The organism is Methylopila capsulata (assembly GCF_016907975.1).
Taxonomy (GTDB): Bacteria; Pseudomonadota; Alphaproteobacteria; order Rhizobiales; family Methylopilaceae; genus Methylopila; species Methylopila capsulata.
Genome location: NZ_JAFBCY010000004.1, coordinates 26,408 through 40,037 on the forward strand (window position 1 = coordinate 26,408; position 13,630 = coordinate 40,037).

Genomic DNA, 13,630 nt, shown 5'->3' on the forward strand with positions numbered 1-13,630 from the left:
CGCTGACCTCGAGGTGGCCCATGCCGATCGCCCGTTTGAGCGCCGCGCTGGCGGCGACCGCCCTGCTCGGAGGCGGGGCGCTGGCGCAGACGCCGGAGCCCCAGCCCGACCATGCCTTCCTCGCCGCCCCGCAGGTCGATCTCAACCGCATGTACCGCGTCGACCGCGCGACCGGCGAGATGGGCTCCTGCCAGTATGCGGTGAAGGACGGCACGGTCGGCGTGACGCTCTGCTTCCCAGCGGGCGAGGGGGCCGGGGCGCAGCAGCCGGGCGTCTACGACCTCGTCGCCTCCAACCACAGCCGCGAGGGCGGCGTGTTCCGCGTCGACCGTCGCTCCGGCCGCATGAGCTCGTGTTACGTGCTCGGCGAACAGGTGGTCTGCACGCCTTTGGCGCGATGAGGCGCGCCGCGGCTCTGGCCGGTCCGCGTGGTGGTGTGGTATGCCGCGGACGAGCCGGGGGCGAAGATGTCTCCCCGGGCGGACGAATACGCCGGCGGGGCCAGTCGAACGGTCGCCGTCTGCTTTTCATGCGCGAGACGGTGAGCGGCTATACGGCATGCGCGACGTCATTGAATCCGCTGGAGGCGGCATCACCTCTAGAGTGATCTTGGCCACGCGGCCGCGCCTCGGCGCAGAGCACGCGGGCCGGCGCTGCGGAGGTCCGCGGCGCGGCGTCCGCGAAGACGCCACTACGCTCGTCGCCGGCCTCGCCGGCTGAAAAGGACAGGGACCCCTTGAGCATCGACGATTTCAAACGCGCCGCGGCGGAGGCCGCGCTTGCGCATGTGCGGCCGGGCATGAAGCTCGGCCTCGGCACCGGCTCCACCGCCGCGCTGTTCGTGGAGCTGCTGGGCGAGAAGGTGAGCCAGGGCCTCGACGTGGTCGGCGTGCCGACCTCCGAGTCCACCCGCGAGCTGGCCGAACGCTACGGCGTGCCGCTGACGACCCTGAAGGAGGAGCCCGAGCTCGACCTGACGGTGGACGGCGCGGACGAGATCGACCCGCAGCTGCGGCTGATCAAGGGCGGCGGCGCGGCGCTGCTGCGCGAGAAGATCGTGGCCTTCGCCTCGAAGCGGATGATCGTGATCGCCGACGACTCCAAGCTCGTCGAGACGCTGGGCCGCTTCCCGCTGCCGATCGAGGTCGTGCCGTTCGGCAAGGAGACCACCCGCCGCGCCGTCGAGCGCGTCGCGCGCGATCTCGGCCTCTCCGGCGAGATCGACATGCGCCGGGCGGAAGACGCCTGTCCGATCGTGACCGACGGCGGCCACTACATCGTCGACGGCAAGTTCGGCCGCATCGACCGCCCGGAAGAGCTTGCGGCGGCGCTCGCCGCGATCCCGGGCGTGGTGGAGCACGGACTGTTCATCGGCCTCGCCGACCTCGCGCTCGTCGCGAGCGCGAACGGCGTCGTCACGATCGAGCCGAAAGGCCGCTCGATCCCGGAAGCCTCAAGGAGATTCGCATGACGTTTCGCATCGCCCTGCGCCGGATCGGCGCCGCGGCCGGGCTCGCCCTCGCCGTCTCCGCCGCGCCGGCCTGGGCCGACGAGACGCAGGAGGCGAAACTCAAGACGGCGCGGGAGGTGATCGACGTCTCCGGCGCGGCCGAGACCTTCGACGGGATCATTCCGATCTTCCTCGACGAGGCGAAGCGCACCTTCGTGCGCACGCGGCCCGAGCTGTCCAAGGACTTCGACGAGGTCATCAAGACGCTGCAGCCCGAGTTCGAGGCGCGCCGCGAGCAGCTGCTCAACGACGTCGCGACGGTCTACGCCGAGCGGTTCTCGGACCAGGAGCTGACCGACATCAAGACGTTCTACATGACCCCGTCCGGCAAGAAGCTGGTGCAGATCCTGCCGGCCGTGCTGCAGGCGAGCTACGAGAAGACCAACGCCTGGAGCCGTCAGATGAGCCAGGACGTGGTGAGCCGCATGCGGCAGGAAATGAAGAAGCGCGGCCACGACATCTGAACGGGGCCGCGGCGCGCCCGCCCGGCGCGTCCGGAATTTGAAAGCGGCGGTCCGCGGAGACGCGAGGCCGCCGTTTTCCGTTTGAGAGTTGGTTCGCCGACGCATTGAACCACGCCGTCATTCCGGGCGAAGTCCCGGAATCATAGGCCCGGCGGTTCAGGACAACCCCCACCGGCGGGCTTATGGGCTCCGGGACGAGCCCGGAGCGACCGCGAAGCGTGGAACGCGTGTCGCGTCCACCGGCTGGAACCAAGGCCCGGACACCGCGCGCGCCGGAGCGAACCGCGGTCTCGATTGGCTCGTATGTCGCCCGTGGCCAAAACCCTCCGCCTGCTCCTCGCCGACCAGCTCACCCGCGGGATCGCCTCGCTAAAGGACCTCGACGTCGCGCACGACGTCGTGCTGCTCGCGGAGGTGATGGAGGAGGCGAGCTACGTCGGCCATCACAAGCAGAAGCTCGTCTTCCTGTTCGCCGCGATGCGCGCCTTCGCGGAGGAACTGCGCGGCGAAGGCGTGACGGTGGACCACGTCGCGCTCGACGACGCCGACAACGCCGGCTCGCTCGGCGGCGAGGTGAGGCGCGCGCTCCAGCGCCATGGCTGCGATCGGCTCACGCTGACGGAGCCCGGCGAATGGCGCGTGCTCGAGATGATGCAGGATTGGCGCGAGGAGCTCGACGTCGACGTCGTCATCCGCGAGGACGACCGCTTCCTGTGCTCGCGCGCCCGGTTCGAGGCCTGGGCGCACGGCCGCAAGGGCCTCAGGATGGAGTTCTTCTACCGCGAGATGCGGAAGGAGAGCGGCCTGCTGATGGACGGCGAGGCGCCCGAAGGCGGCCAGTGGAACTACGACCCCGACAACCGCAAGAGCCTGCCGAAGGGCGTGACGCCGCCCGCCCGCGTGCGCTTCGAGCCCGACGCCGCGGTCCGCGCGGTCATGGCGCTGGTGGAGGCGCGTTTTTCCCGCAACTTCGGGACGCTCGACCACTACGGCTGGGGCTGGACGCGCGCGCAGGCGCTGGAGGCGCTCGACGCCTTCGTCGCCGGCGCGCTGCCCCGCTTCGGCGACTATCAGGACGCCATGAAGGCGGGCGAGCCTTTCCTGTTCCACGGCGTCGTCTCGCCCTACCTCAACGCCGGCCTGCTGACGGCGCGCGAAGTCTGCGACGCGGCCGTCGCGGCCTATGAGACGGGCGCCGCGCCGCTGAACGCGGTCGAGGGCTTTGTCAGGCAGATCCTCGGCTGGCGGGAGTATGTCCGCGGCGTCTACTGGCTGAAGATGCCGGAGTACCGCGAGACCAACGCGCTGGGCGCCGATCGGAAGCTCCCCGACCTCTACTGGACCGCCGAGACCGACCTGAACTGCCTCGCGCACTGCGTCGGCGACACCCGCGACCACGCCTACGCCCACCACATCCAGCGCCTGATGGTGCTCGGCAACTTCGCGCTGCTCGCCGGCGTCCGCCCGCGCGAGGTGCAGGACTGGTTCCTGCTGGTCTACGCCGACGCCTACGAGTGGGTGGAGCTGCCGAACGTGCAGGGCATGGCGCTGTTCGCCGACGGCGGAATGCTTGCGTCGAAACCCTACGCGGCCTCCGGCGCCTACATCGACCGGATGTCGGACTACTGCAAAACGTGCCGCTACGACGTGAAGGCGAAGGCCGGTGAAAACGCCTGCCCGTTCAATTACCTGTACTGGGATTTTCTCATCCGGAACGAAGAGGCGCTCGGGCGCAACCACCGGCTCGCGATGCCCTACCGCAACCTCTCGCGGATGACGGCCGAACGCTTGGACGAGATCCGCGCCGACGCCGCGCGCTTCCTCGACGGGCTGCCGGCGACGTACGAGGGGTGAGGGGCGACACACACACACACACACACCGCGCCGTCATGGTCCGGCTTGACCGGACCATCCATGTCGGACGCAGAGCTCGACGCCAAAAATGGGTCCTCCGGTCAAGCCGGAGGACGACGCCTAGGGTGGACTGTCGAGCGGTAGAGCGATCTCACCTGCCCAGAAACGCCGCCGTCAGCGGGTGGATGTGGCTGATCTCCACCTCGGGCAGGCGCTGCTCCACCCGCTCGGCGATCATCAGGCGATGGCAATGCTCGGGCTCGCGCTCGAAGCAGAGCAGGCAGAGTTTTCGGCCGGTCGCGGCGAGCGCGGTGAGGGCGGCGAGCTCCTCCTGAGCGGGTTCGGTGACGAGATGAGCCTCGAAGATTCGGCGCATCTCGGCGTGGCGGCCGGAGCGGGCGGCGGCGCGGCCGTCCGCCGGGGTGCCGAGCGCGCGCAGGTGCAGATAGCTCAGACCGCGCTCCTCGACCTCGGCCGCGAGCGCGCGCTTGGAGAAGCCGGGGCGACGGGAGTTCGCGACCGCGCGGACGTCGACCAGCGTCTGGACGCCGGCCTCGACGAGGGCGTCCGCGAGCGACGCGGGCGTCGCGCTTTCGTATCCGACGGTGAAAAGCTCGGTCATCGCAACGTCCGTCGCCCGGTCATTGGGGGGCGGATCACTTCAGATCGCAGGCCCAGATCGCGCTGACCTTCGCCGAAAACCGCACGGCGGGGTAGCCCTCGTAGAAAGCGGGGATCACGAAGGTGGCGGTGGAGGAGGGCGGCACAAGGCCGGTTCCGACGAAGGCGAGGTCGTTCAGCTCCATGGTCTGGGTCGAGACCTCGATCTTGGTCAGCACCTTGTCGGGGAACGGGTTCTTCACGTCCCACAGGAAGACGTTGGACTGGACCCGGTAGGAGGGGCTCGCGCCGCGCACCTTGCGGAACTCCGCCAGGCTGATCGGGTGGGCGCGGCAGGTCTTCACCTGCTCGCCCAGGCCCTGCCGGTCCAACGCGGTCTGGGATTCGGCGTCGCAGCTCAGCCGGCAGGCGGTCGCGGCGTCCTTGACGGCGATGTCGTCGGTCTCGGCGGTGATCTTCGACCCGAAACAGGCGTCGAAACACGCGCTTCGGGCGGGAGCGGCGGCGAAGCACAGCAGCGCTGCGACAGCGAGACAGGCGGTGCGCATGGAGGCGACGTCTCCCTTCGTGAGCCCTTCTCGGCGCGAGCGCTTCGGGGCTGGGGTCGGATGCTGGCGCGCTTGCGTCGGCGCTCCGGCGCGGCTCCGCGTGATACGAGCCGCGCCTCGTCCCGGATCTCGCGCATGTCCTCGTCGCCTCGGCGTAAGCATTCGCGCTTAGCACTCACCGCGACTTGCTGCTAATATTTTCAATTTAGCGAATTGTTAACCTTTGGATATTGTCATGGAGATGTAACGTCTTGCAAAATCTCTTCCGTGGGAGACGGCGCGTCGGCAAACCGCGCCGTTCGGCGATGGAGTTCGACATGAGCGGATACGACGACAGAACGTCCGGGATTGCGCCGGGCGCCGAGGCAGCCAACCCGACGACGGCGAAGAGCGACTTCGCGCGGCAGCTCGAAGGCTACGGCCTGACGACGGCCGAGATCCTTTATCGCCTGCCGGATCACCCCGGGCTGCTCCAGTCCTACGTCTGGCAGGAGTACGACCACGCGCCGAACTACCCCGTGCTGCGCGGCTTCCTGGAGTGGTGGCGGAAGGAGCTGGAGGGGATGCTCCACTCCGTCCGCGTCGGCCACAAGGCGCTGATCGGCCCTGCCGAGCTCCGGCCGGTGCGCGCCGAATTCCGGCTGCACTGAGCGGCGCGCCCGCTCCGCGGGGCCTCAAGCATCTAGCGTCGTAACTTCCGGTAGGCGAGCGTCGCGTCCTGGGTGTCGCCGGCGTTGGGGCCGGTCATGATCTTGATCGGCCCGGGCGTCGCGACGAAGTCCGAGGCCGTGCGCCAGTAGGAGAAATCGGCGACTGAGACCGGCAGCGTCACGGTCTTGGTCTCACCCGGCGCGAGCTCCACCCGGCCGAAGCCGCGCAGGACCTTCGCGGGCTGCGAGACGGCGGCGACCTCCGGCCGGAGGTAGAGCTGCGCCATGGCGACGCCCGGCCGCTCGCCGACGTTGCGGATCGACACCGAGACCTTCGCGGTTTCGCCGTCCTTGATCGTGTCGCGGTCGAGCTTCGGCGGGCCGTAGTGGAACGAGGTGTAGGTCAGACCGTAGCCGAAGGCGTAGAGCGGGGCGTGGCCCTCGTCGGAGTAGCTCGAGGTGTAGGGTTTCTCCGGCGTCTCGGGCGGACGGCCGCCCGGCCGCTGGTCGTGGGTGGTGGGGATCTGGCCGACGGCGCGGGGGAACGTCATCGGCAGGCGGCCGACCGGCGCGACGTCGCCCATCAGCGTGCGGGCGATGGCGAGGCCGCCCATGGTGCCCGGCTGCCAGGCGTAGAGCAGCGCCTTCGCCCGAACCGCGATGTCGGTCAGCACCAGCGGACGCCCGGCGAACACCACGACGGCGGTCGGCTTGCCGACGGCGAGCACGGCGCGGACGAGCCGCTCCTGATCGCCGGGCAGCCCGAGGTCGGCGCGGCTCGCGGCCTCGCCAGACTGGTTGAAGCGCTCGCCGACGGCGAGCACCACGACGTCGGAGCGGCGGGCGGTCTCGACCGCCGCGGCGATCTCGTCGTCGCTGGAGCCGAAGGTCGAGCCGCCGGCGGTCACCGTCAGCTCCGCGGAGGAGCCGAGGCGCTCGGCGAGGCCCCTCGCGAGCGTCGAGGTCTCGGTCGGCACGCCGCGCGCGGCCCAGGGGCCGAGCGTGTCGGCCTGGCCCTCGGCCAGCGGGCCGACCAGCCCGACGCGCTTCACATCCCTAGCGAAGGGCAGCACCTCGCCCTCGTTCTTGAGCAGGACCAGCGATTTCTCGGCGATGTCCTGCGCGGCGTCGCGGTTGGCCTTGGTCAGCAGCGCGGCCGTCTCGCCCTCGGGCGTCGCGCCGCGGTAGGGGTCGTCGAACAGGCCGAGGTCGTCCTTCAGCCTCAGCACCCGGCGCACCGCCTGGTCGAGCCGGGCGGTGGAGACCGCGCCGGAGCGCACCAGGTCCGGCAGGCGCTTCACATAGGCCTGGCTTTCCATGTCGACGTCGGTGCCGGCGTTGATCGCGATCCGCGACGCGTCGGCCTGGTCGGCGGCGACGCCGTGGTAGGCGATCTCGTTGACGGCCAGGAAGTCGCTGGTGACGATCCCGTCGAAGCCCCAGTCCCGGCGCAGCACTTCTTCGATCAGGTGGCTGTTCGCCGCGCTCGGCACGCCGTCGTTGGCGTTCAGCGCCGCCATGAAGCAGCGCGCGCCGGCCTTCGCGGCGGCCTCGAACGGCGGCATGTAGATCTCGCGCACCGCGCGGTCGGAGAGGTCGGAGGCGGTGTAGTCGCGCCCGCCGGAGGCGGCGCCGTTGGCGCCGAAATGTTTCGCGCAGGAGACGACGTTGCCGCGGTCCTTCAGGTTCGAGCCCTGCAGGCCGCGCACCCGCGCCTCGGCGATGCGGGCGCCGAGCCAGGCGCTCTCGCCGATGCCCTCCACGCCCCGGCCCCAGCGCGGATCGCGGCTGACGTCGAGCATGGGCGCGAAGATCATGTTGATGCCCGAGGCCGCGGCCTCGCGCGCCGCGACGCGCTCGGCCTTTTCCATGGCGGCGAGGTCCCAGCTCGCGGCCTGCGCCAGCGGCGTCGGGAAGATGGTGCGGTAGCCGTGGATGACGTCGAGCGCGAGGAAGAGCGGGATCTTGAGGCGGGAGTTCTCCACCGCCTCCTTCTGCAGCGCGCGCGTGTCGTCGGCGCCGTGCACGTTGTAGACGCTGCCGACCGAGCCGGCGGCGATGCCCTTCACGATCCGGTCGTAGCCCGGCTCCACGTTGGGCACGATCGAGACCATGTTGAGCTGCCCGATCTTCTCCTCGAGCGTCATCTTCGAGAGCAGCTCCTCGACCCGCCCGCCGGACTCGGCGGGTTTGGTCTGGGCGGAGGCCGCCAGAGGCGCGAAGGCGACGAGGGCTGCGGCGCCGAGAGGGCGGAGCAGGGCAAGGGCGTCCATGGTTCCGTTCCGTGGTGGGGAAAGGGAAGGGCGGGCGGCCGGCACTATCGCCGATCCGGCCGCGATGGCGAACCGGGGGGCGGCGACGGGCCGCAGGTCGCTCTTGCGCCCCAGCCAGCCACGAGGCGATAACCGCGCGTCCTGACATCCTCGCGACGAAAGATCGACGCCATGACATCTGTTCCGACGATCGCCTTCCTCGGGACCGGACTCATGGGGGCGCCGATGGCGCGCCGCCTCCTGGGCGCGGGCTTCGCGGTGACCGCCTGGAACCGCACGCGCGCCAAGGCCGAAGCCCTGGCGGCCGACGGCGCGACGGTGGCGGCCACCGCCGCCGACGCGGCGTCGAAAGCGGACGTCGTCGTCACCATGCTGGAGAACGGCGCGATCGTCGGCGAGGTGCTGTTCGGGCCGGACGGCGCCGCGGCGGCGCTGAAGCCGGGCGGCGTCGTGATCGACATGAGCTCGATCCCGCCGGCGGTCGCCCGCGAGCACGCGCTCAAGCTCGCGGAGATGGGGCTTCGCCATATCGACGCGCCGGTCTCGGGCGGCACCCGCGGCGCGGCGGAGGGAACGCTCGCCATCATGGTCGGCGGCGCGGCGGAGACCTTCGACGCGATCAAGCCGGTGTTCGCGCCCATGGGCCGCGCCATCCGCGTCGGGCCGTCCGGCGCGGGCCAGCTGTCGAAGCTCGCGAACCAGGTGATCGTGGCGGTGACGATCGGCGCGGTGTCGGAGGCGCTGCTGCTGGCCTCCGCGGGCGGCGCCGACGCCGGCGCTGTGCGCGAGGCGATCCGCGGCGGCTTCGCGGAAAGCCGCATCCTGCAGGAGCACGGCCTCAGGATGGTCGAGCGCAACTTCGTGCCCGGCGGGCCGGTGCGGCTGCAGGTGAAGGACCTCGAGACCGCGCTCGACGCGGCTGCGGAGGCGGGCGTGACCCTGCCGCTGCTGCAGGACGTCCGCGACCGCTTCGTGGAGCTGCGCGACGGGCTCGGCGGCTCGAACTACGACCACTCCGCGCTGCTGCTGCAGCTCGAGGCCTTGAGCGGCAAGCGCGTCGGAACCGGGCCGGACAGGCTTCCGGGATAAGGCGCCGCCGTCGCGCGACGGCTCAGGGCTTGGCGGGCGCCTCGACGGGGAGGCGCACGAGCAGGTCCAGCAGGGCGCGGTCCTGCATCACCACGCTGCGCTCCTTGGGCGAGAGCCACCCGAGCGCCTCGGAGAGATGATCGGCCTCGGAGAGCTTGGCGGCGGCCATCACCCGGTCCGGCTCGATCACGCCGCGGGCGCGGCGGGGCGCGGGCGGGAGCATGCGCTCGTGGGCGCGGAAGAAGTCGGGATCGTCGTGCAGCGCGACCAGCCCGTCGCCCTCGTCGGCGCCGGCCTCGGCGAGGCGCTTGGCGCTCGCCTTCGCGGCGGTCGCGATCGGCGGCACGTCGGTTTCCTCCGGGATCAGCATCAGCCCGAGCCGCTTGAGCGCGAGGCCGGCGCCGAGGTGGCCGGAGGCCCAGGACAGCGGTATCGCGAGCAGCAGGCCGGCGATCGTCGGCGACATCCAGGCGACGAGCGAGGGCGCGATCGCGGCGCCGGTCACCAGCGTCACGACGCCGAGCGCCGTGTGCCAGCGATGGCGGCGGACGATGTCGACGAAGGGGATCGAGCCGTCGTCGCGGCGCTGCGGGTTCCAGCCCGTGGCGCGGCCGAGGAGGATCTGGAACACCGAGCCGGACTGCACCAGCATCATGATCGGCGCGAACAGCGACGACATCACGATCTCGATCAGCGACGAGACGACGATGCGGACGAAGCCGCCGCCGGCGCGCCGGGCGGGTCCGTCCATCAGGTGGATGACGAGGCCGAAGAGCTTCGGAGCGATCAGGATCGCCATGGTCGCGCCGAACAGCTGGAGGGCGCGTTCGGCGTCGAACCGCGGCCAGGCCGGGAACAGCGAGAACTCGTCGGTGAAGTACTCCGGCCGGATGAAGTTCGCCTGCAGGGCGAGCGCGATGCCGCAGAGCAGCATGAACATCCAGAACGGCGAGGCGAGGTAGGAAAAGATGCCGTTGAGAAAGTGGTGGCGCGACAGCGGGTGCAGGCCGCGGGTTCCGAGCAGGGCGGAGTGCTGCAGGTTGCCCTGGCACCAGCGCCGGTCGCGCTGCCCGACGTCGATCAGCGACGGCGGGCTTTCCTCGTAGGAGCCCTCGAGCTGCGGCAGCATGTAGACCGCCCAGCCCTTGCGCCGGATCAGCGCCGCCTCGACGAAGTCGTGGGACATGATCAGCCCGCCGAAGGGCGGCTCGCCCGGCAGGTCCGGCAGGCCGGCGCCGCCGGCGAAGGCCTCCATGCGGATGATCGCGTTGTGGCCCCAGTAGTTGCCGTCGCGCCCGTACCAGACCGCGATGCCGGAGGCGATGATCGGGCCGTAGACCCGGCTCGCGAACTGCTGGAGTCGCGCGAACAGCGTGTTGCGATTGATGACGAGCGGCAACGTCTGGATGATGCCCGCGTCGGGATCGGCCTCCATGGCGGCGGCGAGCGCGATCACCGCGTGGCCGGTCATCAGACTGTCCGCGTCGAAGATCAGCATGTGGTCGTACCCGCCGCCCCAGCGGGTCACGAAATCCTCGATGTTGCCGGCCTTGCGGCGGTGGTTCTTGGCGCGGTGGCGGTAGTAAATCCGGGCGTCGGACCCCAGCGCTTCGCGCAGCAGCAGGAAGGCGCGCTCCTCCGCGATCCAGACGTCGGGATCGGTGGTGTCGGACAGCAGAAAGTAGTCGAAGTGGTCGCCGAATCCGAGCCGCTTCACGTCCTCGAACACCGCCTCGACGGCGCCGAACACCCGGCTCGGCTGTTCGTTGTAGATCGGCATCAGCACGGCGGTGCGCGCGGTCAGGCGCTCGGGCAGGCCCGGCTGCTTGAGCGCGGGGCGGCCGAACAGGGCGACCAGCCCGACAACCGAGCTCGCGAAGGCGAGGGCGATCCAGGCGAAGTTCACCACGAACAGGATCAGCAGCGCCCACTCGAGCAGCGTGACGCCGCCGACCTCGACCACCTTGTACATCTGGTAGACGCCGAGGCCGGTGACCGCGATCGCGGCGGTCGCGACGAACAGCCGGCTCACCACCGGCGTGCGCCAGCCCGCGGGGTTCGCCAGCTGCCGCACGTCGGCCTTCGACCAGGACTTGAGCGGCTGCGTCGGCATGTCGAGCGGACGCTCGGGCGGCAGGGCCGGCGGCTCGTTCGCGGCCGCGTCGGGCGCGTCGGGCGCGCCGCGTTCGTCGTCGGAACTCATGCTGTCCATCGGTAGAGCCAGGTCTCGCTGATCGGCTTGCCGTCGGTCTCCAGCACCATGCGGAGCTCGCAGAGCTCCTCGTTGCCGGGATCGAGGTCGAAGGTGACGCGGTAGCCCTTGATCTCGGGATTGGGGCGACCGACGACGTCGCGGATGGCGCCGACGGAGGTCGAGACCATGGGCCGGATCGCGCCGGCGCGGTTGGGGTCGGCGACAGATTCGCCGGCGAAGTCGACGACGAAACGGCGCCGCCGGCCGCCGGCCGCGCCGACCACGGTCGCGACCGTCGTGGCGCCGCCCGGCCGGTCCGGCGGGGTCCAGCACCAGTGCAGCCGGTAGGCCATGGAGACGCGGGAGCCGGGCTTCAGCGCCTCCTTCGGCCGCCAGTAGACCACGATGTTCTCGTTGACGTCGGCGTCGGACGGGATCTCGGTGAGCTGGAACTGGCCGTCGTTCCAGTCGCCGATCGGCTCCACCCAGACGCTCGGCATGCGGTCGTAGCGGCGGCCGAGGTCGTTGTAGGCCGCGAAGGCGCGCTGGCGCTGCAGCAGGCCGAAGCCGCGCGGGTTCTTGTCGGCGAACACGCTGATCTGCAGGTCGGACGGGTTCGACAGCGGCCGCCACACCCACTCGCCGGCGCCGTTCCAGATCTGCAGGCCGTCCGCGCGGTGCACCTGGCCGCGGATGTCGTCGACGCCGACGCGGTCGTTCGGGCCGAAGAAGAACATCGACGTCATCGGCGCGACGCCGATGTGCCGCAGCTCCTCGCGCGGGAACAGCGTGAACTCGACGTCGATCACGGTGATCTCGCCGGGCCGCAAGGTGAAGCGGTAGGAGCCCGTGACGCGGCGGCTGTCGAGCAGAGCGTAGACCACCAGGCTGTTCGAAGCCGGGCCCGGCCGCTCGATCCAGAACGTGCGAAACAGCGGAAACTCCTCGCCGTCCGGCTCGCCTGTGTCGATCGCGAGGCCGCGGGCGGAGGTGCCGAAGATCTGGCCGCGGGCGAGCGCCCGGAACAGCGTCGCGCCCTGGAACAGCGCGAACTCGCGAAGCTCCTCGGGCCGGTCGATCGGCGCGCGGGCGCTGACGCCGGAGAACGGAAACGGCTTGTCGCCCGGCGGCGGAGGCGCGCGGCCGAAGTCGAACCAGCCCGGTTCGTTCGGCAGCATGCGGACCTTCCCGTCCTCGACGAGGCCGACCCCGACCGGCGAGCGGTAGATGAACCCGCCCGGCAGCAGGTCGATGCCGAAGCCGCGGTTCTCGCCCTGCCAGAGCGAACGGTCGGGGCGCATCCGGATCGAACGGAACACGTCCTGCGGCAGGTCGGCGAAGCCGTCCGGCAGCAGGTTGCGCGGCGCTTCGAACGCCTTGGTCGCGAGCAGACGCGCCTGTTCGTCCAGCGCGTCCCGGCTGAACGCCGCGCCGTCGGCGTCGAGATTCGGCGGCGGGGGCGGAGGGGGAGTCTGCCCCGGCTGCTGCGCAAGCGCAGTCGTGGCGAGAAGATGGGCGGCGAGGGCGCCGGTGACGAAACTACGTCGGTTCATGGACGATGCGTTTGACGAGCCTGATCGGCCGCCGAGAAGCCGACGAACCCGAGATCGAGGGCTAAAGAATGCTGCACTTTGGAACAATGTCCAATGTGGCGGCGATGGAATTTTGCGGCGCCGCCACATTGGCGGCGGTCGTCAGGAGCGATCGAGTGGTTCGCCGTCATAGGGCGTCGTATCGCAAGGCACGCCCTCGGCCGCAAGGTCGCCGCAGGCGCGGACGGCCTCCGCCGCCGTGGGGAAGGGGCCGGCGACGAGGTCCACCACGTTGCGGCCGGGGCCGCTGCGCACCGCCCGCGGCGTGAGACGCGCGAGCTCCGGGTAGCGGCCGGACAGCGCGCTCCAGCGGCGGCGGACGGCCTCCAGCGAGGTCTCGGGCCCGAGGCCGATGGCGAAGGCCGGTGGGTGGCCGGCGGCAGGGGTGGGGCGGGCGACGGAGCCCGTGGTCTCCGGCATGAGAGCGGCCCGCGCCGCGGCGAGCTTCATTTCGCCCACGCCGCGCTCGAGCCGCGCCAGCCGTTCGGCGAGGGCGGCCCGCTCGTCCGTCAGACGCTTCACCTCGCGGTCGAGCCGGCCGACCGACTCGGGATTGCCCGCGGCGATCAGGCGCGTCGGGCTCGATCCCGACGGGGCGACGATCATCACCGCGCCCGCTCCGCCGAGGGCTGCGATCATCAGCAGGCCCCAGACGACCGCGGGCGTCGGCCTGTCCAGTCGTCGAGCGTCGTAGTCCTGATCGTAATGCACGAAGCGGCTCCCCCCGGGCGGCGGGCGCAGGATAGCTGAGTCGCCAGGCGTCCCGCCCTCTTTCGCGGCGCCGCGGCGATCGCGCGGCGGAGGTGTGGCCGTCGCGCCGCGGGCGATGACGCCT

12 protein-coding genes are annotated in these 13,630 nt (G+C 70.9%); 6 read left to right on the forward strand and 6 right to left on the reverse strand.

Annotated features, from left to right (window positions below; translation table 11 throughout):
• Positions 1-20: 20 nt before the first annotated feature.
• From JOD31_RS16070 to JOD31_RS16085, 4 genes are all read left to right on the forward strand, one after another.
• Positions 21-401, forward strand: coding sequence for a hypothetical protein (locus JOD31_RS16070; RefSeq protein WP_204951456.1), 381 nt, complete (start codon positions 21-23; stop codon positions 399-401).
• A gap of 335 nt (positions 402-736) precedes the next feature.
• Positions 737-1,471 carry a ribose-5-phosphate isomerase RpiA gene (rpiA, locus tag JOD31_RS16075; RefSeq protein WP_204951457.1) on the forward strand — a complete coding sequence of 245 codons (735 nt, stop codon included), beginning with the start codon at positions 737-739 and terminating at the stop codon, positions 1,469-1,471.
• Positions 1,468-1,974 carry a DUF2059 domain-containing protein gene (locus JOD31_RS16080; protein ID WP_204951458.1) on the forward strand — a complete coding sequence of 169 codons (507 nt, stop codon included), beginning with the start codon at positions 1,468-1,470 and terminating at the stop codon, positions 1,972-1,974. Before rpiA ends, JOD31_RS16080 begins: the two co-directional genes overlap by 4 nt.
• 303 nt (positions 1,975-2,277) lie before the next feature.
• Complete coding sequence (locus JOD31_RS16085) at positions 2,278-3,828, forward strand: cryptochrome/photolyase family protein (RefSeq protein ID WP_204951459.1); 1,551 nt, start codon at positions 2,278-2,280, stop codon at positions 3,826-3,828.
• Between the two features lie 151 nt (positions 3,829-3,979).
• On the opposite strand, the gene JOD31_RS16090 is transcribed toward JOD31_RS16085, so the two are convergent.
• Positions 3,980-4,450, reverse strand: coding sequence for a DUF488 domain-containing protein (locus tag JOD31_RS16090; protein WP_204951460.1), 471 nt, complete (start codon positions 4,448-4,450; stop codon positions 3,980-3,982).
• 34 nt (positions 4,451-4,484) lie between these two features.
• Positions 4,485-4,997 carry a hypothetical protein gene (locus tag JOD31_RS16095; RefSeq protein WP_204951461.1) on the reverse strand — a complete coding sequence of 171 codons (513 nt, stop codon included), beginning with the start codon at positions 4,995-4,997 and terminating at the stop codon, positions 4,485-4,487.
• A gap of 317 nt (positions 4,998-5,314) precedes the next feature.
• Between JOD31_RS16095 and JOD31_RS16100 the strand changes: the two genes are divergently transcribed.
• Positions 5,315-5,647, forward strand: a complete 333-nt coding sequence (locus JOD31_RS16100; protein ID WP_246482552.1) for an usg protein — start codon at positions 5,315-5,317, stop codon at positions 5,645-5,647.
• A gap of 32 nt (positions 5,648-5,679) precedes the next feature.
• Here JOD31_RS16100 and JOD31_RS16105 read toward each other — a convergent pair whose 3' ends face one another.
• On the reverse strand, positions 5,680-7,920 hold the full coding sequence (locus JOD31_RS16105; protein WP_204951462.1) for a glycoside hydrolase family 3 N-terminal domain-containing protein: 2,241 nt from the start codon (positions 7,918-7,920) through the stop codon (positions 5,680-5,682).
• A 171-nt stretch (positions 7,921-8,091) separates the two neighbouring features.
• On the opposite strand from JOD31_RS16105, the gene JOD31_RS16110 reads away from it, so the two are divergent.
• On the forward strand, positions 8,092-9,009 hold the full coding sequence (locus tag JOD31_RS16110; protein ID WP_204951463.1) for an NAD(P)-dependent oxidoreductase: 918 nt from the start codon (positions 8,092-8,094) through the stop codon (positions 9,007-9,009).
• Between the two features lie 22 nt (positions 9,010-9,031).
• Here the strand turns inward: JOD31_RS16110 and mdoH are convergent, their stop codons facing one another.
• The 3 genes from mdoH to JOD31_RS19775 form a co-directional block, all read right to left on the reverse strand.
• The gene (mdoH, locus tag JOD31_RS16115) at positions 9,032-11,221 is read right to left on the reverse strand and encodes a glucans biosynthesis glucosyltransferase MdoH (protein ID WP_204951464.1); all 2,190 of its coding nucleotides are present in this window, start codon (positions 11,219-11,221) and stop codon (positions 9,032-9,034) included.
• Entirely contained in the window at positions 11,209-12,756 is a 1,548-nt protein-coding gene (locus JOD31_RS16120; RefSeq protein ID WP_204951465.1) for an OpgD/OpgG family glucan biosynthesis protein, read from the reverse strand. The genes mdoH and JOD31_RS16120 overlap by 13 nt, the downstream gene beginning before the upstream one ends.
• Positions 12,757-12,897: 141 nt before the next feature.
• Positions 12,898-13,506: an SPOR domain-containing protein gene (locus tag JOD31_RS19775; protein WP_204951466.1), complete on the reverse strand. Its 609-nt coding sequence runs from the start codon at positions 13,504-13,506 to the stop codon at positions 12,898-12,900.
• Between the last annotated feature and the right edge of the window lie 124 nt (positions 13,507-13,630).